The sequence below is a fragment of the Nocardia arizonensis genome, assembly GCF_001310275.1.
In the GTDB taxonomy this organism is placed as follows: Bacteria; Actinomycetota; Actinomycetes; order Mycobacteriales; family Mycobacteriaceae; genus Nocardia; species Nocardia arizonensis.
This window is the reverse complement of record NZ_LGYZ01000050.1, coordinates 18,235-42,005: the sequence shown is the minus strand read 5'-3', so window position 1 is coordinate 42,005 and position 23,771 is coordinate 18,235. Positions and strand designations below refer to the sequence as shown.

The window sequence follows — 23,771 nt, the reverse complement described above, 5'->3', positions numbered from 1 at the left end:
TTGTTCAGCCATGACAGCACAGCATCGCCGCCATCTGCGTCGCGCGGGCACGGGCCTCACCGCCTTGGGCGCCGTCGCCGCGGTCGCGGTCCTCACCGCGCCCCAAGCCGCCGCTTGGGTCGGGGACGTCACCGTCAGCGGCACCGGCCACAAGGTCGGATGCAGCTACACGGTCACCGCCAGGGTGGAGATCGACCGTCTCACCGAGGTGAAGTTCACCGATAACGGCGTAGCCATTCCCGGCAGCCCGGTCAAACCCTCGCTGACCTCGGACAAGGTGAGTCTCCAATGGACTCCCGCCACCTCCGGCAACCACAAGATCGAGGCGCGTCAGCTGCTGATCACCGATTCGATCACGGTCGTGGTCGCGGAGAACAGCGGGGGCACGGGCAGCGCGATCGGCGGCTGCGGCGCCGGACTCGGCGGCATCATCCCCGGACTCTCGAGCTGAGCGCGGCGCCGTCGTCCGGTCGGGGGGCGACGGCGCGCCGCTACTTCCAGGTGAGGGTGATACCGAGGCTTTCCAGCCACCGCTCCAGGGAGTAGCCGTTAGCAGCGATACCGTCGATGGCGGCGGTCGCCCGTTCGATCGCCGCCTGCGACTCGGCCGCACCGAGCAGCCCTTGGGCGTGCGCCGCGAGGAGTTCGTCCACGTCGAGCAGTTCGGTCCCGCGGCCGGTGCGCACGACGATGTCCAGATAGTGATCGACCGATGTCCACTGCTGCGGGCCGACCCGGGTGAATTCGCCGAGATCGAGATAGTAGTTCTGATCCCGCCGGTGCTCGGGGGTGTAGTGGAAGATCGTCGCGCGCAGCGACAACTCGGGCAGCAGCCAGGATTCGATGTAGTCGAATTCCCGGTGATCGGAGACCCGCGCCATATACAAGCCCCACGGTTCCACGTGGTAGCGCTCGACCGGCCGGACGAATCCCTTGGGATCGGTATTGGTCAGGCTCGCGATATCGAAGTACTCGACCTTGGGCCGGTGCACGTGGGCTATTGGTGCCTGTGTCATGCACCCAGAATCTACCGCCGTGGCCCCGGCGTCGAGCGCTACGGGGCCGCGGAGGCGATTACATCCAGGTGAGCACGATGCCCTCGGCGGCGAGCCACTGCTCCACGTCGTGCTCGTGCGAGGCGCACGCGTCGATGACGGCGGTGGCGCGGTCGAGGGCGTGGCGGGCCCGGTCGGCGTCGACCAGACCGGCGGCGTGCGCGGCCAGCAGTTGGTCCGAACCGCGCAGTTCGGCCGGATGACCCTGCCGGGCGACGATATCGAGATAGAGGTCGACCGCCTTCCATCGCTTCGGGGAGATCTCCGCGAATTCACCGATTTCGAGCAGGTGGTCGTGGCGGCCGAAGCGGGCGGGCCGCTGATGTTCGCGCGTGACGCGGATACCGAGGTCGGGCAGCAGCCAGGTCTCGGTGTGACGGCGCCGCGGCTGGTCGGCGGCGCGGGTGACGTACAGGCCCCACGGCGCGCGACGGCAGCGTTCGAGCGGCCGGACGAACCCGCGACTGTCCACAGCGGTGAGATCGCCGAGGTCGAAGTATTCGACGGCGGGCCTGCGCACGGCGATATCCGGCGGCGACGGATGCCGCCCCGGCGGTTGACTGCCGTTGCTCCACCGGATGTCGCGAGCCATGTAGCCCGCGATTCCCGTCATGGTCGGGGCGGCGACGAGCAGGGGTACCAGAGCGCTCATGGCGACTCCTTCGGCAGGTCCGGCAACCAGACCAGGCTACACCCGCAGAGCCCGCACGGGGGCGGTCGCGAATCGCGCGCTCGCGCGCCAATCGGATTGCCGCCCGGAATGTTTCGCGCCCGCGCGGATGTCCGCTGGGCGCGCTTCGACACCGAATGGTCGCTATATCCGTATCAGATCGCCCGCCGCCGCGACCACCCAGGCGAGTTCGGTCTTGAAGATGTCGCCGTGCGCGCCGCCCGGGGGCTCGCCTTGGTTGACGACATCGGAGGCGTCCAGATCGAGGATGCGATGCGGCCGAAACGGATAGACCGTGCCCACGCCGCCGAGCGGCTGTCGGTGGTCGGGTTCGAACGCGCCGTGCGATCCCATCGCGCGATAGCGGAACAGCAGGTCCGCGGCGCCCGCCGCGTCCTCGCCCGCGGCGAGGGAAGCCAACGGGTACAGGGTGCCGAGCGCGGAATCATGACTCGAGTAGCAGACCGTGAACGGTCCGTCGAGCCGCGGCAGCCGGCCGGCGAGCGCGCCCGACCCGGCGCGGAAGGGCAGCGAGTCGGTGAAGGCGAACCGGGAGAACGCCCCTTGGAGCACGGTGATCGATTTGACGGGCGTGCGCGCGGAGGTGTCGAGTCCGTCGAGGGCGAAGGCCACCACGCGCCCGCCGAAGCTGTGGCCGACCAAGTGCACGCGCAGATGCGGATGGCTCGCCGCCAGTCTCGTCACCAGCGGCCCGACCCCGCCGCGGCCGACCACACCCGCGCGAGCCTTCATCTGCCAGTACGACAGTTGGCGCAGCGCCTCCTTGGCGCCCTGCCGAATCCGCGAGAACATCTCGCCGACACCGGCTTCGCCGCCGCCCTCGCCGGAGTCGAGTCGCACGCCGGTGTCCGACAGCGCCTCGGCGAATTCCTCGAGCAGCGCCCGCGGATCGTGACCAGGATCGAGCATGCCCGGCACGCCCGGACGGACGAGTTCGCCGTCGTCGGATCCGGCCGTCAGCGCGTCGTGCCACGCCCGCAACGCGGCGACCAGCTCCGCGGCGTCGGGCGGGGTGTCGGAGGGCGCGAGCAATCGGGCGAACTCCTCCAGCTGCCGCGCGCCCGCCGGGAACAGGGTGGCGAGATCGGCCAGAATCTCCGGTTCCAGCGTCGGTGATACCGGATGGGTCCGCGCGACCGCGCCGACGACGGCCGACGCGGCCGCGCCGTCGCGCGGCGACACCGTCGCCGGAAAGTCGGGAATCGGCTCGTCGCGCCACAGCTGCGAGGGCCACAGAATGCCCGCGAAGCCGACCTCGCGGTTCGGATCGAGGTGGGCGGCGAGCAGTTCGAACCAGTGACGGTAGAGCCGAATGGCGGTGTCCTGCCCGTTGTTCCAGCCGTGCGAGAACATGACGAGGTCGGTGGTGCCGGTCGCGCCGATCTCGGTGTCGAGTGCCGCGGCCAGGGACCGGTCGATGTCGCCGTCGGCGTCGAAGACGAGCTGCCAGAACGGTCGGTTGGCGATTGTTTCGGTCATATCCGTTGTCCTTCGGGGATTTCGGTCCTTCACACCGATTGCAGGGCACGCATCAGGTCGAGCAACCCGCCGCCCTGGAAGGCGCGGTCGCGTCCGAGCGAGGTGGCCGAATCGATGAAGATGCGTTTGACGGCCTCGGGCTCGCCGATGAATTCGCGCTGCACCGACAGGAAGGCGGCGACCGCGCCGGAGACGTGCGGCGCGGCCATGCTGGTGCCGCTGTCCTCGACATAGACCGCCATCCCCTCGGCGCTGCGGCCGTCGCGTTCCAGGGTGCGGGTCACCGGCAGTAGCATGGCGCCCGCCGCGGCCGAGGCGATCCGCTCGCCGGGGGCGACCAGATCCGGTTTGGCGCGCCCGTCCGCGGTAGGACCGCGCGAGGAGAAATAGGAGATGCCGTAGGTGTGCGGCGCGTCCTTGTGCGTCGACCCCACGGTGATCGCGCGTTCGGCATTGCCGGGATCGTTGATGGTCATGGCGGTGCTGGACTTCTTGACCTCCGACATGACCGTATCGAGGGTCACATACGCGGAATTGCCGGAGGCGACCACCACAACGACACCGGAACGGACGAGTTTGTCCACCTCGAGGCACAGCGGGCTGTGTCCGCAGGCGAACCATTCGGGATCGAATTCGTAGCCGAGACTCAGATTGACCCCGTGGACACGCGCCAATTTGCTGGTCGCCGTATTGAGTTGGCGCACGTAGGCCATCGCTTCGATGACCCGGGTGGTCCGGGCGACGAGATCGCCGCCGCCGCCGAGGACCTTGAGGCTGACGAGTTTGGCGTGCGGTGCGACGCCCGCGAGTTCGGCGGGATCGTGCACCGGTCGGGGTTTGACGATCGGCATGCCGGGTTCGCCGACATTGAATCGCTGTTCGGTGACCAGCACCCGATCCGCCGGTCCGCCCCAGAGGTCGAGGCCGCCCGCGATGATGCCCGCGACGTGGGTGCCGTGGCCGCTCTCGTCCACGAGTGGGTTGCCGTGGCCGGTGAAATCGCGGTGCAGGTCGGCCACGCTCGGATCGTCGAGCGTGTGATGGCCCGCGAAATGCGGGTGGGCGCCCTGTATGCCGGAATCGATTACGGCCCAGACGATTCCGTCGCCGAAGCTGTTGAACGAGCGTCGCGCGGCGGTGGCCTTGATGGTGGCCGAGGAACTGTCGATCTGCGGCTTGACCTCGAAGTCGGGCCAGATGCGGTAGACGGCGCGGTCGTTCCAGTCGCTGCTGACGGAATCGGCGGAGATCAGTCCCTCGATCTGGTTCGCGGTCAGATCGCCGACCGCGTATTCGTCCGACAGCGGCCGCGGTGGGCTGTCCGCGTCGAGGAAGCGCCACAGTTCGGCGACCCGCGCCATCGCACCGCGCGGTCCGGTGCGGAAGCGCAGGTTCAATTCGATCATGATCGGGATCTGCTGTCGCGCACGGGTTTCGCTGTCGCTGCGGGCGAATCTGTCCCGCAGCGGCGGGGTAAGCACGCCTGCGACGAGCAGGTCGGCGCCGGGGCCCGCCGCGGGCGGCCCCGCTGCCGCGCGCTCGGGCGCCCGACGGGACCGTTCGCAGGCGGCCGCGCTGCGCCGCCGCCCCTCCTCGGTCAGGCGCATGCCGTCGACGAGTCCCGCGGCGGTGAGCGCGTCGAGCGCTTCGCGGACCCGATGGTGCCAGCGCGGTTCGTCCGCGTAGTAGAGCCGCGCGTCCGGCTCGAAGCGCGCGGCGTAGCGCGCGGCGACCACCCTGAGTACGGCCTGTTCGGTGATCTTGACGTACAGCGAGGACAGTTCCCCCAGGACGCAGACCACCCGATCGGTCCACACCGTGTCATCGATCACGACGCACCGGACCCGATACCGACTGTTCGCATGGGGCGATTATCGAACAGCGGAGCGGTCGGGCACACGAGTAGCGAACTACTCCGCCGCCGCGGGGATCGGCGCGCCCGAGCGGGAACCACGGCCGTGGCCACGGCCACGGCGTGGCCCGCCGCGCGCGGCAACGATCCCGCCGCCGCGTACGCCCACCGATCACCCGCGGGCATCGGAGTCGTGGAGTACGTACCGAGTAGCCGACTACTCGCACCGCCGTATCGGGCGGGCACGGATCGCCACCGCGAATCGACCGTGCTCGAAGTCGATTCGTCCGATCGAGCGCACGGACGGCCGCGGTCGGCGGGGTCGCGGGCGCGCGGCCCCGGGGAGTTCAGCCGATGGGCTGGTGACCGCGTACGCGCGGACCGGTGTGCGCGGGGAGTCGCTCGTAACCGTGCAGGGTGTAGAGCGGACGCCGGACGGGCGGCTCGGTCAGCCGCAGATCCGGGAACGCCTCGAACAGCGCCCGCAGGGCATGCGCCGCTTCCGTGCGGGCCAGGCCACCGCCGAGGCACACGTGGATACCGCTGCTGAAGGAGAGGTGGTTCTTGGCGTTGTCCCGGGTGATGTCGAAACGGGCCGGATCGGCGAACACGGCGGGATCGCGGTTGGCGCCCGCCAGCGACAGCACCACGGTCGATCCCTTGCGCAACCGGACGCCGCCCACCTCGAGTGCCGTGCGGGTGGTCCGCACGGTGCTCTGGACCGGCGGATCGATGCGCAGGATCTCCTCCACCGCGTTGGGCCACAGGTCCGGTTCGGCGCGCAGTCGGTCCAACTGGTCGGGGTGGCGCAGCAACCAGGCGATGCCCTTGCCGATGAGGTTGACCGTGGTCTCGAAGCCCGCGGCCATCAGCAGCGTCGCCGAGGCGCACAGTTCGTCGGAGGACAACTCGCCTGCGGTGACCAGGCTGCTGAGTATGTCGTCGCCGGGTTCGGCGCGCAGGCGCTCGACGTGCTCGGCGAGATAGCGGTGCACCCGCTCGGAGGATTCCATCGCCCGCTGGTGAGTCCGCCAGGGAATGCCGAGGTCGAGCAATGGACTGATGTCGTCGCCCCAGCGCAGGAACATCTCACGGTCGGCGTCCGGGAACCCGAGCATCTCGGAGATGATGGCGATGGGCACCTGGGCCGCGTACCGCGCGACCAGATCGGTGGGGCCGTCTTCGGGCAGCGCCGTGAGCAATTCCTCGGTGACCGTCTCGATCCTCTCGCTCAGCCGCGCGATGGCGCGGGGGGTGAAGGCCGCGGTGACCGGTTTGCGCAACCGGGTGTGCTCGGGCTGGTCGATCACCAGCATGGAGGGCGGATCCACCGGGTTCGGCGGAATCGGCCTGCGATCGAGAACGCGCCGCAGCGGCCGCGGCTTACCGAGCACGGTCGGCACCCCGACCCCGAAACGGTTGTCGCGCAGTATATCCCGGACCATCTCGTGATCGAAGGTGGTCCACACCGGCAGCGTCCGGTGCAGCCCGCCCTGTCCGCGCATCTCCTCGATGAGGGCGTAGGGATTCTCGATGCCCTCCGCGCTGCCGTTCAGTCGGGCGAACAGATCGCCCCGGCGCACCAGCACCTTCGTGAACAGGCGGATCACCCCGTGGTTGTTGACCCACCGGTACACGTACTGCGGTTTCATCGAGCCCCTCCGTCGTCGAACCAACACGTTCTCTTCGGGCATGGCGAACCTATGGCGAATGTCTTCGAGCGTTACGAATATCACAACCCTGGCGGACCCTACCCGAGTGCCGCCTCGGGACCGACCGTGGTAGGCGACCTCGTCGTTTCCGGGTTCGCGGCGGGCGTATCGCTCGCGCGGAAATCTGTCGGTGGTCGGGCCTACGCTGGGGTCCATGGCATTCGCAACCGAGATTCCGGCCGAGGGTTACGAGGGCCGGGCCCACGGCGAGACGCCGCTCGCACATTCGGAGTTCCGGCCGGTCGGCGCGATCGAACGCGCCGACGGGCAGTTCAGGGTGGTCAGCGAACACCGCCCCGCGGGCGATCAGCCCGCGGCCATCGCCGAACTGGAACGCAGGGTCACCGCGGGCGAGCGCGACGTGGTGCTGCTCGGCGCCACCGGCACCGGAAAATCGGCCACGACAGCGTGGCTGATCGAGCGGTTGCAGCGGCCCGCCCTGGTGATGGCCCCGAACAAGACACTGGCCGCGCAGTTGGCCAACGAATTGCGGGAGATGTTGCCGAACAACGCCGTCGAGTACTTCGTCTCCTACTACGACTACTACCAACCCGAGGCGTACATCGCGCAGACCGATACCTATATCGAGAAGGACAGCTCGATCAACGACGACGTCGAGCGCCTGCGCCATTCGGCCACCTCGAGTCTGCTGTCGCGGCGCGACGTGGTCGTGGTCGCGTCGGTGTCGTGCATCTACGGTCTCGGCACGCCGCAGTCGTATCTCGACCGGTCCGTGCAACTCGAGGTCGGCGCCGAGATCGACCGCGACGCGCTGCTGCGACTGCTGGTCGACGTGCAGTACACGCGCAACGACATGTCCTTCGTGCGCGGCTCCTTCCGGGTGCGCGGCGACACCGTCGAGATCATTCCCTCCTACGAGGAGCTCGCGGTGCGCATCGAATTCTTCGGCGACGAGATCGAGGCGCTGTACTACCTCCACCCGTTGACCGGCGATGTCGTGCGACAGGTCGACATGCTGCGGATCTTCCCGGCCACCCACTATGTGGCGGGTCCCGACCGGATGGAACGCGCGGTGCGCGATATCGAGTCCGAACTCGACCAACGCCTGGCCGAACTGGAGCGGCAGGGCAAACTGCTCGAGGCGCAGCGGCTGCGCATGCGCACCCAATACGATCTCGAGATGATCCGCCAGGTCGGCTTCTGCTCGGGCATCGAGAATTATTCGCGCCATATCGACGGCCGTCCGGCGGGTTCGGCCCCGGCCACCCTGCTTGACTACTTCCCGGACGATTTCCTCCTCGTCATCGACGAATCCCATGTCACGGTGCCGCAGATCGGCGGCATGTACGAAGGCGACATGTCGCGCAAGCGCAACCTCGTCGAATACGGTTTCCGGCTGCCTTCCGCGGTCGACAACCGTCCGCTGACCTGGGAGGAGTTCGCCGACCGGATCGGGCAGACGGTGTATCTGTCGGCCACTCCGGGCTCCTACGAACTCGGCCGGACCGGCGGCGAGGTTGTCGAACAGGTCATCCGCCCGACCGGTCTTGTCGACCCGCAGGTCGTGGTGAAGCCGACCAAGGGGCAGATCGATGATCTGGTCCACGAGATCAAGGTCCGCACCGAACGCGACGAACGCGTGCTCGTCACGACGCTGACCAAGAAGATGGCCGAGGATCTCACCGACTACCTGCTCGGTCTCGGCGTGCGGGTGCGCTATCTGCATTCGGAGATCGACACCCTGCGCCGCGTCGAACTGCTACGCCAACTGCGGCTCGGCGAATACGACGTGCTCGTCGGCATCAACCTGCTGCGTGAGGGTCTGGATCTGCCCGAGGTGTCGTTGGTCGCGATTCTCGACGCCGACAAGGAAGGCTTCCTGCGCAGCGGCACCAGCCTCATCCAGACCATCGGCCGCGCGGCGCGCAATGTCTCCGGTGAAGTGCACATGTACGCCGACAAGATCACCGATTCCATGCGCCACGCCATCGACGAGACCGAACGTCGCCGGGCCAAGCAGATCGCCTACAACACCGAGATGGGCATCGACCCGCAACCGCTGCGCAAGAAGATCGCCGACATTCTCGATCAGGTCTATCAGGAGGCCGACGACGAGGTCGCCGTCGGCGGGTCGGGGCGCAATGCCAGCCGTGGCAGGCGGGCACAGGGCGAGCCGGGGCGCGCGGTGAGCGCGGGTGTCATCGAGGGCCGCGACATCAAGTCGATGCCGCGCGCCGAACTCGCCGACCTGGTCGCCGAACTCACCGCGCAGATGATGAACGCCGCCCGGGAGTTGCAGTTCGAGCTGGCGGGCCGTCTACGCGACGAGATCGCGGATCTGAAGAAGGAATTGCGCGGTATGGACGCGGCCGGGCTCAGTTGAGCGACGGCCGGTCCATCATCGCCGGGGGTCGATCGGCCTCGGGTCGATCAGCCCCGCGTCGCCATCCACTGGTCGACTCGGCGCTGTGCCTCCTCGTGGGAGACGTCCTCGACCCGGGTCAACACCGCCCAACGGTGGCCGAAGGGATCGATGACCACGCCGTAGCGGTCGCCGGTGACGAAGGTCTGCGGCTCCTCGGCGCTGCGCGCGCCGTGTTCGACCGCGCGGCGCACGACGGCATCCACATCGGGGCAGTAGTGCACGATCGAGGTGTGCACCCACTCGCCGGTTGGCGCGAGTACACCGTTGTCGGGAATCGGCATACCCAGTTGCAGGGTGGAATCGCCGATGCGGAGTTCGGCGTGCGCGGGCTGCCCGTCGGGCAGATCGTTGCGGCTGACGACCTCGGCGCCGAAGACCGCGCCGTAGAAGTCGATCGCCTTGTTCCCGTCGGGCACGGCGAGAAAGCAGGTGATCGAGTGGTAGCCGTCGGGGATGGGTCGCACGGTGGAAGTGGTTGTCTCGCTCATGGCAACAAGCCTCGTCGACGGCGCAGGCCCGGTCTTGTAAGAATGCGACACCGTGGCTGAGGTTCCCGGCCCGGGCGATGTGAAGGGCATTCTGCACCCGGACGAGCAGGCCAAGCACCGGTCGCTGACCCGCATGCCCGCCGGGCCGTCGGTGGCGCGATTCGTCGAATGGTATTGGTCGGTGCGCTGGGATCTGCGCGACCGGGGGCCCTATTTCGCCGAGGTGCTGTCCTTTCCGTGCGTGAACATCACTTTCGAACGCACCGGCACCAGATCCGGCGGATTCGTGAACGGCGTCCCGACGACGAAATACGTTCGCGAACTCTCCGGGATCGGGGAGACATTCGGTATTCGATTCCGCGCGGGCGGCTTCGGCGCCTATACCGGATTGGACGTCGGCGCCTTCCGCGATACCGCGATCGCCTTGACCGAGGTGCTCCCGGAAGCCGCGGGGCTCACCGAGCGAGTGCTGGAGGCATCGTCGGATGCCGAACGCCGCGCGATTGCCGAGGAATTCTTCGGCAGTCGCCCGCCGCAGGCGGACCCGACGTATCCGCTGGTATTGCGGATCGTTTCGGCGATGGAGCGGGATACGGAGTTGACCCGGGTCGATCAGGTCACCGAGCGTTTCGATGTCACCGCGCGCACGCTGCAACGGATGTTCCGGCGCTATGTCGGCGCGAGTCCGAAGTGGGTGCTGCGGCGCTACCGGTTGCAGGACGGCGCGGATCTGCTCGCGCGCGGACGCACCGAGGATCTGGCCGCGCTCGCCGCCGATCTCGGCTACTTCGATCAGGCGCATTTCTCCCGCGAGTTCACCGCCGAGGTCGGAATGGCGCCGTTGGAATACGCCAAGAATTCGATACGATCGCGCGACGAGGTCACCTCGAAAGCCTTTCCCGCGGGCCGATAGTGCCAATCGGACGGATCTGTGATGAATCTCCCAGGCGCGCAATCGGGTTCGCGTCGGTTGTGACGGATCACATAAACGGGGGTAGGCGATTCGGGTCGTCCCTGGTCGCTGTCGGGTCGAGGATTCCGCGCTAACCGGCGGCGGCCGAAACCCCGCGACACCAGCGGTGTGATGTGTGTTGCGATTTCTGAAATATTCGGACCATTTGCCGCTATGGTCGAGCGCAGTCGCCGCACCGGTGCCCCGACGTCGGGCCCACTGGCGCCAAGGCACCCGACCCGCATAGTTGGAGGATCACATGACCGCCTACCGGACCATTGTCGTCGGTACCGATGGCTCGGACTCGTCATACGTCGCCGTCGACAAGGCCGCGGCGCTGGCAGGCGCCGCGGGCGCGACCCTCGTCCTGGCCTGTGCCTACTACCCGACCGACGACCGCGACGTGGCCGCCGCCGCGGACGTGCTGAAGGACGAGGCGTATCAGGTCCGCGGTTCCGCTCCCACCAACGAGATCCTGCGGATCGCCCGTGACCGCGCGATCGCGGCGGGCGCCACGGAGATCGTCGAGCGCGCCGTGGTCGGCGAACCCGTCGACTCGCTGCTCGGCCTGGTCAAGGACTTGCAGGCCGATCTGCTCGTCGTCGGTAACCGCGGCCTCAACACCCTGACCGGGCGGCTGCTCGGCTCGGTGCCCTCGGACGTGGCCCGTAAGTCGAGTTCGGACGTGCTGATCGTGCACACCGTCCGCTAGCCCGATCCCGCGTACGCCCCGTCGCCCCACCCGGTGCGACGGGGCGTACGCGCATCCGGGTTCAGCCCAGTGCGCCGAGCACCGGCGGCAGATCCTCGCTGTGCAGCACGCTCAGCCGCTGGGTGGCCCGGGTGAGCGCGACGTACAGGTCGTTGCCGCCGCGCGGCGACTCGTCGATGATGCGCCGCGGCTCCACCAGATACACGGTGTCGAATTCCAGGCCCTTGGCCTCCCGCACGGTCAGCACCCGCACGGATTCTCCGGCCAGATCCGACAATTCGTCCACGAGATCGACCGGCGCGATCACGGCCGTTGTGCCGGGGCCGCGTTCGGCGGCGATCGAGGCCGCCAGCGCCGCGGGGAGTTCGGCCGCCTCGACCCGCCGCGCGCGCGGCGGATTGCCGGTCTCGCGCACCGACCGCGGCGCCCTCGCCCCGGGGGCGATATCGGCCAGCACGTCGGCGGCCACCGCCATGATCTCCGCGGGGGTGCGGTAGTTCACGGTCAGCTCGGTGAGCTTCCAGCGTTGGGCCACATAGGGTTCCAACATCGACTGCCAGGAGGAGGCGCCGGCCGGGTCGCCGGTCTGTGCCACGTCGCCGACCACGGTGATCCAGCGATTCGGGATGCGCCGCATGACCATTCGCCACGCCATCTCCGACAACTCCTGCGCCTCGTCCACGATGACGTGACCGTAGGTCCAGGTGCGGTCGCCCGCGGCGCGTTCGGCCGTGGTCTGGCGCGCCCGCGCGTCGTGACGTTCGGCGAGTTTGCTCGCGTCGATGAGGTCGTAGGCCATGAGGATCTCGGGATCGAGTTCGTCCTCGAGATCCTGTGGCGCGGAACCGGTCAGGATGTCGAGGGCGTCCTGCGCCTCGGCGATCTGGGCGCGCCAGCGGCGGCGGGAGCGCTCGCGTTCCTCGGTGTCGTCCACGCCGAGCAGTTCGGCGAGCTCGTCGAGCAGCGGCGCGTCGGCGGCGCTGAATTCACCGTCGTCGTCGCGGACGAGCTCGGCGCGGTCGGCCGGATCGAGGGCGGCCGCGGCCCGGTCGAGCCGCTTCGGATCGGCGAACAGGTCGGCGAGCACCTCCTGCGGGGACAGGATCGGCCACAGCCGCCCGATGGCGGCCTGCACCTCGGGGTCGCTGTTCATCTCGTCGCGGATCTCCGCGAGATCGGTGCGGCTGAGCAGACTCGGACCACCGGACAGATCCGCGCCCATGGTCTGGGCGAGCTGATCGGTGAGCGCGTCGATGATCGAGGTCGCGAAGATCGGGCGGGCCAGATTGTGCGGGCGGCGCGAGGAGCGGGCCCGGCCGCGCGCGCGGGTGGCGATCTTGCGGTCCAAGCGCACCGGATAGCCGTCGAAGGTGAGACCGATCGGCTGCGACGGCACCTCCTGACGGTCGCGTACCGCCTGTTTGAGCACCTCCACCATGACCGACGAGCCCTTGACCGCGCCCGCCCGCAGGGTGTCCGCACGTGTCGCCTTGACCCCCGGATACAGGTCGCCGATGGTCGACAGCAGCACACCCGTCTCGCCGAGGGAGGGCAGCACCTGACCGATGTAGTCCAGGAAGGTGGCATTGGGGCCGATGATGAGCACGCCGCTCTTGGCCAACTGCCGTCGGTAGGTGTAAAGCAGGAAGGCCGCCCGGTGCAGCGCCACGGCGGTCTTGCCGGTGCCCGGCCCGCCCTGGACCACGAGCACGCTCTTGTGCTCGGAGCGGATGATGGCGTCCTGTTCGCACTGGATGGTCTCCACGATGTCGTTCATGTGACCGGTGCGCGCCGCGTTGAGCGCGGTGAGCAGGGCGCTCTCACTGCCGACGCCGCCGTCGTCCTCGACCATGCCTGCCCGCCGGGCGGCGTCGAGATCGAGGTATTCGTCGTTGACGGCGGTGACCTTGCGGTTGCGCGAGCGGATGTGCCTGCGCCGCGTCACGCCGTCCGGGGCGGCGGTGGTGGCCAGGTAGAACGGCCGGGCCAGCGGTGCGCGCCAGTCGAGCAGCAGCGGTTCGAAATCGTCCTTCTCGTCCAGGATGCCGAGGCGTCCGATGTAGCGGTAGGAGTCCTCGCCCTCGGCGTTCGGGTCCAGGTCGATGCGGCCGAAACAGAGTCCGTGTTCGGCGGCGTCGTATTTGGCGAGTTCCTCGGTGTAGAGCTGGGTGAACGACTCGCGTTCGGAGCGGGCCTGCGGGGTGCCGCCGGATTCGAGCAGCACGGTTGCCAGCCGCTTCTCGGCGTAGTCGCGCATGCCGTCGAGCCGGTCGTAGAGAACCGAGAGGTAACTCTGCTCCTGCTCGATCTCGAGGTCGCGGTTCCGCTCCGGCGCGCCGTCGCGCTCGGCACGGTCCTGGGTGAGGCGGTCGGGCAAACTGAACTCCTTGTCACCGCGATGAGCCGGGGACCCACGCGCGACCGGTGGGTTCACGCGCGAGTGAAAACAGAGTTGTCGAGCTTACTGCGGATCCGGTGTGCTCGCCGCAACCGCAGGTGAGGGCCCCGAGCACAACACCGGGGCGAAGTGCAGCACGGCGGGGAAAGGGTCGTAGAAATGGTGCAGCAATTCCGACCAGCGCGCGTACCGATCCGAGCCGCGGAATCCCTCGACGTGGTCGGCGAGGTCGTCCCACTCGACCACCAGCAAATAGGTGCCGGGCGATTCCACACAGCGCGACAACGTGAGGGTGCGGAAGCCCGGTGTTGCGGCGATGAGGGGCCGGGCACCGGCGAAGGCGGCCTCGAATTCGGCGGCGCGTTCGGTCGCCACGGGAAGCAGGGCGTGTTCGATGATCAAACCGGATCTCCGTCAGGAGGCGTGCGTGCTGTCGGACCGCAGACCCGGGCCGAGTGGGGCGTCGCGAGGTCCGGTGGTCTTGGCCCGGTACATGGCCAGGTCGGCGTCGTGCAGGACCGCCTCTGGGGTGCGGTGGTCGTCGGAGGCCAGCGCGGTGACGCCGATGGAGGCGTTGACCTGGATGCGGTGCCCGCGCGCGATGATCGGTTCGGACATGGTCGAGCGCAGCCGATCGACCAGGGAGTCCACGTCGATCCTGCGCGAGCCGCCGGACAGCAGCACCAGGAATTCGTCGCCGCCGAGCCGCCCGACCAGGTCGTCGGCGCGCAGCGCCCGTTGCAGGCGCTGGGCCACGATCTGGAGCACGGTGTCGCCGATGGCGTGGCCGAGGGTGTCGTTGATGGCCTTGAATCCGTCGAGGTCGATGAACAGCACCGTGGACACCGGCAGATCCTCGCTGGTGGCCAGCGCGCTCGCGAGCTGGGACAGGATCAGCGACCTGTTGGCCAGTCCGGTCAGCGAGTCGTGGGTGGCCTGGTACTCCAGTTGCCTTCGGCTGGCACGGAATTCGGTGATGTCGGCGAAAGAGGACACCGCCGCGGAGTACGGGTCGTCGGGATTGAGCAGCCTGCTGCTGCCCGACAGCCAGCGGCGCTGCCCGTCGACGCGGTCGACGCCGAAGACGTAGCCGGTGATCGTCTCGCCGGTGGCGAGGGTGCGCGCGATCGGGTGGCGCGACGGCGGCAGCGGCTGGGCATTCGCGTCGAGCAGCGCCATCGACAGTTCATCGATGGCGCTGCCGGTGAGGTCGGCGCGGCTGTCGGCGACGAAGATGCGCGCGGCCGCCGGATTGGCCGATTCGATGCGGCCGTTGCGATCGATGACGACCACGCCCTCCTCGAGTTGGGAGACCACGGTCGTGAAGTGCTGTTCGGCCAGGCGCTGGGCGGCCTCGGCGGTGCGCTGTGCGGTCAGATCGTGGATGACGACCTGGTAGGCGAGGCGGTCCAGCCACGGCGTGCGTACCGAGACGGTTTCGACCTGGACGATTCCCCCGTCCAGCCGCAGCAGGGTCATCTCGGTCGGCTCGGAGGCTGCGCCCTCGGTGTCGAGGCGGCCGATGCGATCGAGCATGGCGGGCACCGAGCGGGGATGCACGAAACGGGTCAGCGGCTCGCCGACGAGTTCGTCGGCGTCCTCGGCGGCGAGCAGACCGACGGTGGCGGGATTGACATAGAGGATCCGGCCGCCCTCGTGCACACAGATCCCGTCGGGGGTGTGCTCCACGAGCGACCGGTACCGCTGGGCCAGCTGCTCGGCATCCGCCGAGCTGTTCGCCGCCCTGTCCTCACCCACTCGGAAACCCCCGATCGTCGACCGAATCATGGCCATTGGAACACGGGATTGGTCTGGTTTCGAGGTGCACGAGATCACACCATCTGTGTTGTTCGGCTCACGGCACGGACGCCCTGTCGTGTCCCACCTGGTTGATCATGACAGAGAAAACCGGTTCTTTCTGCTTTGTCGGGCCGATATCGGCGGCCACGGAGAACCGGCGGAGGAGAGATCATGCCGGGCACCACGTCCCACCCTTTCGAGTACCGACGAGATCATATGACGATCGCCGGAATCGGCGCCGTCTCCGGCTACGGCTGGGGGCGTGAGCTGCTCTGGCAGGGTTTGACCAGCGGAAAATCCGCGGCCACTCGGACCCCCGGATACGGACCGTCCCGTGACGAGTACGCATGGGTCGCGACCGTGCCCGAGGGCGGTGACCAGGGGGTGAGCACCAGTCGCTATGGCCGCGCGGTGCACGAGTCGGCGCGCGAGGCCATTCGCGACGCGTGCGCCCGCGGCTGGCGACCGGGCCGCACCGTTGGGCTGGTGCAGGCCATAGTCCTGGGCGACGTGGTCGACTGGCAGGACTTCTATCTGGTCGACCGCGGCGTGCGCAGATCCCGCGACTTCCTACGACTATTGCCTTCGACGCCCGTCTCGGTCCTCATGCAGGAATACGGCTTTCACGGCCCGGCCATGAACGTGTCGGCCGCGTGCAGTTCGGCCAATGTGGCGCTTATCACAGCGCGGCTGTGGCTCGATGCCCGCCTCGCCGACGATGTGATCTGTGTCGCGAGCGATCTTTCGGCGACACCGGAGTTGGTGCACCATTTCGTCCACCTCGGCGCGGCGGTCGCCGATGTGGAGCCACTGGAGGGCTCGCGACCGTTCCAGCAGGGCAGTCGCGGATTCAGCATGGGGGAGGCGTCGGTGGCCTTCGTGCTGAGCCGTTCGGCGCCGCGTCCCTACGCCGCGGTGCTCGGCGGGGCCATGAACAACGACGCGCACCACGTGGTGTCGGTCGAACCGAGTCACGAGCGGATCCTGGACTGCGCCCGGCTCGCACTCGGGGACGCGGGCGTGACCGCCGCCGACATCGCCTACTTCAACGCCCACGGCACCGGCACCGAACAATGCGACGTGGCCGAGCGGGATCTGCTCGCCCGCGTCTTCGCGGACCGGCCGTCGGTGTATTCGGTCAAACCGCTGGTCGGTCACTGCCAGGGCGCCGCGGCCGCGGTCGAGATCGCCGCCGCCGCACTGGGATACGAGCGCGGCCTGGTACCCGCCGCGCCGATCGTCGCGCCCGCCTACGAGCGGCTCATGGACGGGACGACGCCCTTCCAGGGCGGGCTCACCGCGAAACTGTCCCTCGGCATGGGCGGGCACAATTCGATGGTCGTGCTCGGCCCGGCGGACTAGCGTTCGGCCCGTACCGCGCGCATCACATGACTCGGCACACCCCGCCGCCGTCGGCCGTCTCGGATCCCGGCCACGGAGAAGCGTTTTCGGCTGCGCCGCGATTGGTACGGATCGCGGATCGGGGACTTTCGACCCTGTTCGCCGACGCGGGCCACCGATGGGATGATCGGATCGGAGGATTAGAGAGCAGAGGTGTCCTATGAATTCGTCGCAGCCGTTATATCTCTCGGAGCAGTGGACCACCGCGGCGGACCCCGACCTCGCGGTCACCACCCGCGGTGCGGTTCCGCCCGCCGATGTCACCAGGGCGGTGCGTGCCATCGGCCGGGTACTGCGTCGCCACCATCTCGACGTGCCCGCGCGGGTACGGGTCACCGCGCCGGAGGATCTCGACCAGCCCACCGTGGTGCAGGCCAATATCCGTATGCACGACAAACCGATTCGCGTGCAGGTGACCGGACCGCGCGGTTTCGCCGTCACCTTCGCGGTCGAGCGTCTCGACCGCCAGATCACCCGGCTGGCCGCCAACCAATCACGCTCGTGGCCCGATCCCGCGCGCCCGCCACTATGCCGCGTCACCGAGCGCCGTCCGATCGTGCGCCGCAAGGAATGCGCCCTGCTGACCGGTTCGCCCACCGAGGCCGCAGCTGTCATGGACGCCATGGACTACGACGCCTACCTGTTCACCGACGCCGAATCCGACGAGGACGCCATCGTGTACTGGAGCGATCCGGTCGGCGTCACCCTGGCGCGCCGGCGCGCGGTGTTCGCGCCCGCCGCACCGGCCGACCAGCCGCAGACCGCGGGCGCGCTACCCGTTGCGGTGCAACCGGATCCGACACCGACACTGACCGAGGACGAGGCGGCGACCTGGCTGTGCCGCGCCGGTCTGCCGTTCCTGTTCTTCACCGACGAGCACACCGCTCGCGGGAGATTGCTCTACCGGCGCTACGACGGGGATCTCGCCGTCGTCGTACCGTTCTGAGGCGTCAGGACTCGCGCATTCGCGAGGCCAGCACCGCGGCCTGGGTGCGGCGCTGCATACCGAGTTTGGCCAGCAGCCGCGAGACGTAGTTCTTGACGGTCTTCTCCGCCAGGAACATTCGCGCCGCGATCTGACGGTTGGTGAGCCCCTCGCCGAGCAGTGCCAGCAGTTTGCGCTCCTGATCGGTGAGTCCGGCCAGGGCGCCGTCGGTGTCACCGCCGACGCGCAGGCGCGCCCGCAGTGTCGCGGCGGCGCGTGTGTCGAGCAGCGACCGTCCCGAGCCGATCGCCTTGATGGCTTCGGCCAGTTCCATGCCCTTGACGTCCTTCACCACGTAGCCGCTCGCGCCCGCGAGGATCGCGTCGAGCATGGCGTGCTCGTCGGTGTAGGAGGTGAGGATCAGACAGCGCAGTCCTTCCATACCCGCGAGCAGATCGCGGCACAGTTCGATGCCGTTGCCGTCGGGCAGGCGCACGTCGAGCACGGCCACGTCCGGTCGTGCCCGCGGGATGCCCGTCATGGCCTCGGCCACGTCGACCGCCTCCCCGACCACGCGCAGTTCCGGGTCGTTGTTCAGCAGGTCGATCAGCCCTCGCCGCACGATCTCGTGGTCATCGACCAGGAACACCTTGATCACGCTCGCCTCCCGGCGTTTCGAATGTCTTCGTCGTGGTCGGATCCGACGCCTCGCCCCGGAACCACCGTAGCCGCACGCGGTAGTGCGTGCCGCGAAATCGGCATCGAGGCGAGATCGCGGTACGCGCAAGAGGTTTCGCGTGATCGGTCGGGGCGGTCGGCGGTCTGTGACACGGATCTGCGGAATGTGGCGACGGAGTCGGACATCGCGGACCGGGCGGTTCTCGGACGAGTCGCGCGGCATGGTCGCGCTCGTCGCCGAGCGGTATGCGTTCGCCTCCGCCGGTGTGGCATCGATCACCGCGACCGACGTCGGTGTGCCTGCCCCGGAGATCGCTGCCATACCGGTCGCGAGCAGGGGGATAGTGTGGATGTGGGCGCGCCCGACCGGCACGGGCGCGCGGAATGCACGGGCCGGTCCGCGCTCTTCGCACCGGGTGCGCGGCGACGGACCGCGAGGCCGCGAAACTTGTCGGTGGTCGCGCCTAGCATGTCGGCGGGGTGCTCCGGGCCCGGCCACGCGGGTCGGTGGACCGTCAGGACACCGTGCGATTGATACGAACACCGACACGATCGAGAAGGGACTCACCTGGTGGCCGAACGCCTCACCGTGCGCGGAGCTCGGGAGCACAATCTGAAGGGGGTCGACCTGGATCTGCCCCGCGACAGTCTCATCGTGTTCACCGGTCTGTCCGGCTCCGGCAAGTCCAGTCTCGCCTTCGACACCATCTTCGCCGAGGGCCAGCGCCGGTACGTGGAATCGCTGTCGGCCTACGCGAGGCAGTTCCTCGGGCAGATGGACAAACCGGATGTGGACTTCATCGAGGGTCTGTCCCCCGCGGTCTCCATCGACCAGAAATCCACCAACCGCAACCCCCGCTCGACGGTCGGCACCATCACCGAGGTCTACGACTACCTGCGTCTGCTCTACGCCCGCGCGGGTACACCGCACTGCCCGGTCTGCGGTGAACTGATCGCCAAGCAGACCCCGCAGCAGATCGTGGATCAGGTGCTCGCCATGGACGAGGGCATCCGGTTCCAGGTGCTCGCGCCGGTCGTGCGTACCCGCAAGGGCGAGTTCGTCGACCTGTTCGACCAGTTGAACACCCAGGGTTATTCGCGCGTGCGGGTGGACGGCGTGGTCTATCCGCTGACCGATCCGCCGAAGCTGAAGAAGCAGGAGAAACACGACGTCGAGGTGGTCGTGGACCGGCTCGCGGTCAAGCCGAACTCCAAACAGCGGCTCACCGACTCCATCGAGACCGCGCTGCGCCTCGCCGACGGCATCGTCGTCCTGGATTTCGTCGACCGCGACGAGCACGCCCACGATCGCGAGCGCCGCTTCTCCGAACGTCTGGCCTGCCCGAACGGGCATCCGCTCGATATCGAGGATCTCGAGCCGCGCTCGTTCTCCTTCAACTCGCCCTACGGCGCCTGTCCGGACTGCACCGGCCTCGGCATCCGCAAGGAGGTCGACCCGGATCTCGTGGTGCCCGATCCCGAACTGAGTCTCGCCGATGGGGCCATCGCGCCCTGGTCGCGCGGGCAGACGGCCGAGTACTTCACCCGGCTGCTGTCGGGACTCGCGGAAGCCATCGGCTTCTCCATGGACACCCCGTGGCGGGAATTGCCGCTCAAGGCGCGCAAGGCCGTGCTCGAGGGCAGCGCCGATCAGGTGCACGTCTCCTACACCAACCGCTACGGGCGCAAGCGGTCCTATTACGCCGACTTCGAGGGCGTGATGCCGTTCCTCCAGCGGCGCATGGACAACACCGAGTCCGAGCAGATGAAGGAGCACTACGACGGGTACATGCGCGATGTCCCGTGCCCGGTCTGCGACGGCGCCCGACTGCGCCCGGAGATCCTCGCGGTCACCATCGACGCGGGCGGGGACCGCAAATCCATCGCCGAGGTCAGCGAACTGTCCATCGCCGAATGCTCCGCCTTTCTGAACGCGCTCACCCTGGGGGAGCGCGAGGCCGCCATCGCGGGGCAGGTGCTCAAGGAGGTGCAGGCCCGACTCGGCTTCCTGCTCGACGTCGGACTGCAATATCTGTCGCTCTCGCGCGCGGCGGCGACCCTGTCCGGCGGTGAGGCACAGCGCATCCGGCTGGCCACTCAGATCGGCTCGGGCCTGGTCGGCGTGCTCTACGTGCTTGACGAGCCGTCCATCGGTCTGCACCAGCGCGACAATCGCCGACTGATCGAAACCCTCACCCGGCTGCGCAATCTCGGCAACACCCTGATCGTGGTCGAACACGACGAGGACACCATCAAGGCGTCGGACTGGGTGGTCGACATCGGCCCGCTCGCGGGCGAACACGGCGGCCGGGTCGTGCACAGCGGACCGTATCGGGAACTGCTCGCGGATCCGAATTCGCTGACCGGCGCCTACCTTTCGGGCCGCGAACGCATCGAGGTGCCGATGGTGCGGCGCCCGGTCGACAGGAAGCGGCGGCTCACCGTCGTCGGCGCCACCGAGCACAATCTGCGCGGCATCGACGTGGCCTTCCCGCTCGGGGTGCTCACCTCGGTCACCGGCGTCTCGGGTTCGGGTAAGTCGACGTTGGTCAACGACATCCTGGCGACCGTGCTGGCGAACAAGCTCAACGGCGCGCGGCAGGTGCCGGGCAGGCACACCAGGGTCAACGGACTCGATCACCTGGACAAACTGGTGCAGGTCGACCAGTCGCCGATCGGCCGCACCCCGCGGTCCAATCCGGCCACCTACACCGGCGTCTTCGACAAGATCCGCACCCTGTTCGCGGCCACCACGGAGGCCAAGGTGCGCGGCTATCAGCCGGGCAGGTTCTCCTTCAATGTCAAAGGCGGGCGCTGCGAAGCCTGTTCGGGCGACGGCACTCTCAAGATCGAGATGAACTTCCTGCCCGATGTGTATGTCCCGTGCGAGGTCTGCCACGGCGCGCGCTACAACCGGGAGACCCTTGAGGTGCACTACAAGGGCAAGACCATCGCCGAGGTGCTGGATATGCCCATCGACGAGGCCGCGGACTTCTTCGAACCGGTCACCTCGATCCACCGCTACCTCAAGACGCTGGTGGACGTCGGCCTCGGCTACGTGCGCCTCGGCCAGTCCGCGCCCACCCTGTCCGGCGGTGAGGCGCAGCGCGTGAAATTGGCCGCCGAACTCCAGAAGCGTTCCACCGGCCGCACGATCTACATCCTGGACGAGCCGACCACCGGTCTGCACTTCGAGGACATCCGCAAACTGCTCGGGGTGATCAACGGCCTTGTCGACAAGGGTAATTCGGTGATCGTCATCGAACACAACCTCGACGTCATCAAGACCTCGGACTGGGTGATCGACATGGGCCCCGAGGGCGGCTCGGGCGGTGGCACGGTGGTCGCCGAGGGTACCCCGGAAAAGGTGGCGCAGGTCGCCGAGAGCTACACGGGCCAGTTCCTGAAGGATGTGCTGGCCGCGCCCGCGGCCCCGCGCAAGGCGCCGGTGAAGAAGGCGGCCAAGGCGCCCGCCGACAAGGCATCCGCGAAGAAGGTCGCCGCGAAGAAGACCGTCGCGAACAAGACGCAGGCCGAGCCTGCCGCGGCCAAACGTCTCGCGCGTAAGGCCGCGGCACTGCGCTGACCGCGGACATATCGAGAACCCGCCCGGAGAACACTCCCCGGGCGGTTCCGCGCGGTGCGAAGGCGCGTGAAGCCTGGTCGACCCGGGGGTGATCGACGGCATCGATCGGGTAGGCCGAAAACCATGACAAAAGTGAAATATTCATGTGTAAGATCGGCTCGACTGTTCGGAAGTGACCCGGACGGTAGCGATATGTCAGCCGGGGTGTCGGTGTGCCGTCGGCGCTCGAAACCCCGGTGCGAGAAAGGAAGTCGTATGGAAGGCGTCGATATCGCCGCCCTGGTCGCCTTGGTCCTGCAATTCCTCGGCACCGGCTCGTCCATCAACTACACCCCGGGCGCCTGAGCGCTCTCGAAAGGAAACACATCACATGGACACCGGAAGTGCGGGCTTCAGCGCCCTCTTCACGGCTCTGGCCAACATGATCAGCTCCGGCTCATCCATCTCGGTGACACCGGGAGCGTGAAGACCGGACGGGGCCGGTGCGCGGCCGTCCCCGTCCCTCTCATGCCCCGCCGACCACCCGGTCCACGAGCTCGGCCAGCCGTTTCGGCTCCGACCACATCGGCCAGTGCCCCGTCGGCAGATCGATCAGCGTGGCACCAACCCGCGGCACCTCGCTGAAGATCGGCGCCTCCCCGCTCGTTCCCAACTGGCCGACCAACTCGGCGGTGATGCTCGTGCACACCACCGTCGTCGGCACCTCCAGCCGCGCGGTCGAATCGCTCAATTCCAGCCGCGCCCCCGCGACACTCGCGGGCTGTGACACCGCTCGCTCCCGGAAGCGCGCCAAGGCGGCCTCGTCGAGTCCGGTGAGACTATTGCCCTCGGCCTCCAATTCCGCCCACGACGGCAGCTCGAACGCGCGGGCCGAGCCGAGATCCTCGCGCAGTACGAATCCGTCGGGAATGGGCGCGCTGTCGATATAGATCGCGTGCCGTATGCGCTCGGGCGCCAGATCGGTGGCCCGGTACGCGGGCACCGCACCGCCGGAGTGCGCGACCAGCACCGCGTCGCCCTCGGGGCCGATCGCCTCGACGATGGCGCGGGCCTGGTCCTCCAGGGTGGCGTCAAGCCGGTACGGATCGGCCGGGTCGAGCCCGGGCAGCGTCAGCGCGCGCACCTCGTGACCGCGTTCACGAAGTTCGTCGGCCACCTCGTCCCAGGCCCACGCCCCGAGCCAGAACCCGGGTATCAACAGAATCGGTGTCTTCGCCATACCGACACCATGCCGTAGGCCACCGACATGCGTACCCCGATCCGGCGCGAACCGTCAGCGGACCGGGCCGGTGTACTTCTCGCCCGGACCCCTGCCCGGCTCGTCGGGATGCGCCGACGCCTCGCGGAAGGCCCGTTGCAGCGATTGCAGGCCGTCGCGGATCGGACCCGCGTGCGGTCCGAGATATTCCACCGACGCGGTGACCAGACCCGCGAGCGCGGTGATGACCCGCCGTGCCTCGTCCAGATCCAGGCGCGAACTGTTCGCCGGATCCTCGTCGGCCAGGCCCAACTTCTCGGCGGCCGAGCTCATGAGCATCACCGCGGCGCGGCTGATCACCTCCACCGCGGGAATGTCGGCGAGTTCACGCACGGCCGCGTCCGGCTGTTCAGTCATGGGGCAAGGCTATGTGGCGCGCGCGGACCCGCGGCGCCCGC

19 protein-coding genes are annotated in these 23,771 nt (G+C 68.4%); 7 read left to right on the top strand and 12 right to left on the bottom strand.

The annotated features are described in order from the left end of the window. The first annotated feature begins 10 nt into the window (after positions 1 to 10). Positions 11 to 451: a hypothetical protein gene (locus APZ21_RS09030; RefSeq protein WP_054812799.1), complete on the top strand. Its 441-nt coding sequence runs from the start codon at positions 11 to 13 to the stop codon at positions 449 to 451. A 40-nt stretch (positions 452 to 491) separates the two neighbouring features. Here APZ21_RS09030 and APZ21_RS09025 read toward each other — a convergent pair whose 3' ends face one another. From APZ21_RS09025 to APZ21_RS09005, 5 genes are all read right to left on the bottom strand, one after another. Beyond that, a complete protein-coding gene (locus tag APZ21_RS09025; RefSeq protein WP_054812798.1) occupies positions 492 to 1,016 on the bottom strand; it encodes a ribonuclease FAU-1 family protein in 525 nt (174 codons plus the stop codon). Positions 1,017 to 1,074: 58 nt separating this feature from the next. Then, on the bottom strand, positions 1,075 to 1,707 hold the full coding sequence (locus APZ21_RS09020; RefSeq protein ID WP_054812797.1) for a ribonuclease FAU-1 family protein: 633 nt from the start codon (positions 1,705 to 1,707) through the stop codon (positions 1,075 to 1,077). Positions 1,708 to 1,869: 162 nt separating this feature from the next. Beyond that, positions 1,870 to 3,225, bottom strand: coding sequence for an alpha/beta hydrolase (locus tag APZ21_RS09015; protein WP_054812796.1), 1,356 nt, complete (start codon positions 3,223 to 3,225; stop codon positions 1,870 to 1,872). A gap of 29 nt (positions 3,226 to 3,254) precedes the next feature. Continuing rightward, complete coding sequence (locus tag APZ21_RS09010; RefSeq protein WP_054812795.1) at positions 3,255 to 5,057, bottom strand: S8 family peptidase; 1,803 nt, start codon at positions 5,055 to 5,057, stop codon at positions 3,255 to 3,257. A gap of 367 nt (positions 5,058 to 5,424) precedes the next feature. After that, a complete protein-coding gene (locus APZ21_RS09005; RefSeq protein ID WP_054812794.1) occupies positions 5,425 to 6,729 on the bottom strand; it encodes a cytochrome P450 in 1,305 nt (434 codons plus the stop codon). Positions 6,730 to 6,943: 214 nt separating this feature from the next. Between APZ21_RS09005 and uvrB the strand changes: the two genes are divergently transcribed. Then, the gene (uvrB, locus tag APZ21_RS09000) at positions 6,944 to 9,133 is read left to right on the top strand and encodes an excinuclease ABC subunit UvrB (protein WP_054812793.1); all 2,190 of its coding nucleotides are present in this window, start codon (positions 6,944 to 6,946) and stop codon (positions 9,131 to 9,133) included. Positions 9,134 to 9,180: 47 nt separating this feature from the next. Here uvrB and APZ21_RS08995 read toward each other — a convergent pair whose 3' ends face one another. Then, entirely contained in the window at positions 9,181 to 9,663 is a 483-nt protein-coding gene (locus tag APZ21_RS08995) for a VOC family protein (RefSeq protein WP_054812792.1), read from the bottom strand. Positions 9,664 to 9,715: 52 nt separating this feature from the next. On the opposite strand from APZ21_RS08995, the gene APZ21_RS08990 reads away from it, so the two are divergent. Both APZ21_RS08990 and APZ21_RS08985 read left to right on the top strand, forming a co-directional pair. Beyond that, positions 9,716 to 10,576, top strand: a complete 861-nt coding sequence (locus APZ21_RS08990; protein ID WP_054812791.1) for an AraC family transcriptional regulator — start codon at positions 9,716 to 9,718, stop codon at positions 10,574 to 10,576. Positions 10,577 to 10,874: 298 nt separating this feature from the next. Next, entirely contained in the window at positions 10,875 to 11,327 is a 453-nt protein-coding gene (locus APZ21_RS08985; protein WP_054812790.1) for a universal stress protein, read from the top strand. Between the two features lie 61 nt (positions 11,328 to 11,388). Here APZ21_RS08985 and APZ21_RS08980 read toward each other — a convergent pair whose 3' ends face one another. From APZ21_RS08980 to APZ21_RS08970, 3 genes are all read right to left on the bottom strand, one after another. Then, the gene (locus tag APZ21_RS08980) at positions 11,389 to 13,704 is read right to left on the bottom strand and encodes a HelD family protein (protein WP_054812878.1); all 2,316 of its coding nucleotides are present in this window, start codon (positions 13,702 to 13,704) and stop codon (positions 11,389 to 11,391) included. Positions 13,705 to 13,788: 84 nt separating this feature from the next. Then, positions 13,789 to 14,127 (bottom strand): antibiotic biosynthesis monooxygenase family protein, encoded by a 339-nt coding sequence (locus tag APZ21_RS08975; RefSeq protein WP_054812789.1) that lies wholly within the window; start codon positions 14,125 to 14,127, stop codon positions 13,789 to 13,791. Between the two features lie 12 nt (positions 14,128 to 14,139). Then, positions 14,140 to 15,483 (bottom strand): sensor domain-containing diguanylate cyclase, encoded by a 1,344-nt coding sequence (locus tag APZ21_RS08970; protein WP_054812877.1) that lies wholly within the window; start codon positions 15,481 to 15,483, stop codon positions 14,140 to 14,142. 258 nt (positions 15,484 to 15,741) lie between these two features. Here APZ21_RS08970 and APZ21_RS08965 point away from each other — a divergent pair, with 258 nt between their 5' ends. Both APZ21_RS08965 and APZ21_RS08960 read left to right on the top strand, forming a co-directional pair. Continuing rightward, positions 15,742 to 16,887, top strand: coding sequence for a beta-ketoacyl synthase N-terminal-like domain-containing protein (locus APZ21_RS08965; protein WP_054812788.1), 1,146 nt, complete (start codon positions 15,742 to 15,744; stop codon positions 16,885 to 16,887). 199 nt (positions 16,888 to 17,086) lie between these two features. Further along, positions 17,087 to 17,872: a sigma 54 modulation/S30EA ribosomal C-terminal domain-containing protein gene (locus tag APZ21_RS08960; RefSeq protein WP_054812787.1), complete on the top strand. Its 786-nt coding sequence runs from the start codon at positions 17,087 to 17,089 to the stop codon at positions 17,870 to 17,872. 4 nt (positions 17,873 to 17,876) lie between these two features. Here APZ21_RS08960 and APZ21_RS08955 read toward each other — a convergent pair whose 3' ends face one another. Continuing rightward, entirely contained in the window at positions 17,877 to 18,509 is a 633-nt protein-coding gene (locus tag APZ21_RS08955) for a response regulator (RefSeq protein WP_054812876.1), read from the bottom strand. A gap of 591 nt (positions 18,510 to 19,100) precedes the next feature. Here APZ21_RS08955 and uvrA point away from each other — a divergent pair. Further along, positions 19,101 to 22,115 (top strand): excinuclease ABC subunit UvrA, encoded by a 3,015-nt coding sequence (gene uvrA / locus APZ21_RS08950; protein ID WP_054812786.1) that lies wholly within the window; start codon positions 19,101 to 19,103, stop codon positions 22,113 to 22,115. Between the two features lie 505 nt (positions 22,116 to 22,620). Here the strand turns inward: uvrA and APZ21_RS08945 are convergent. Further along, the gene (locus tag APZ21_RS08945; RefSeq protein WP_054812785.1) at positions 22,621 to 23,334 is read right to left on the bottom strand and encodes an alpha/beta fold hydrolase; all 714 of its coding nucleotides are present in this window, start codon (positions 23,332 to 23,334) and stop codon (positions 22,621 to 22,623) included. A gap of 54 nt (positions 23,335 to 23,388) precedes the next feature. Further along, positions 23,389 to 23,730, bottom strand: coding sequence for a DUF1844 domain-containing protein (locus tag APZ21_RS08940; RefSeq protein ID WP_054812784.1), 342 nt, complete (start codon positions 23,728 to 23,730; stop codon positions 23,389 to 23,391). Positions 23,731 to 23,771 lie beyond the last annotated feature (41 nt).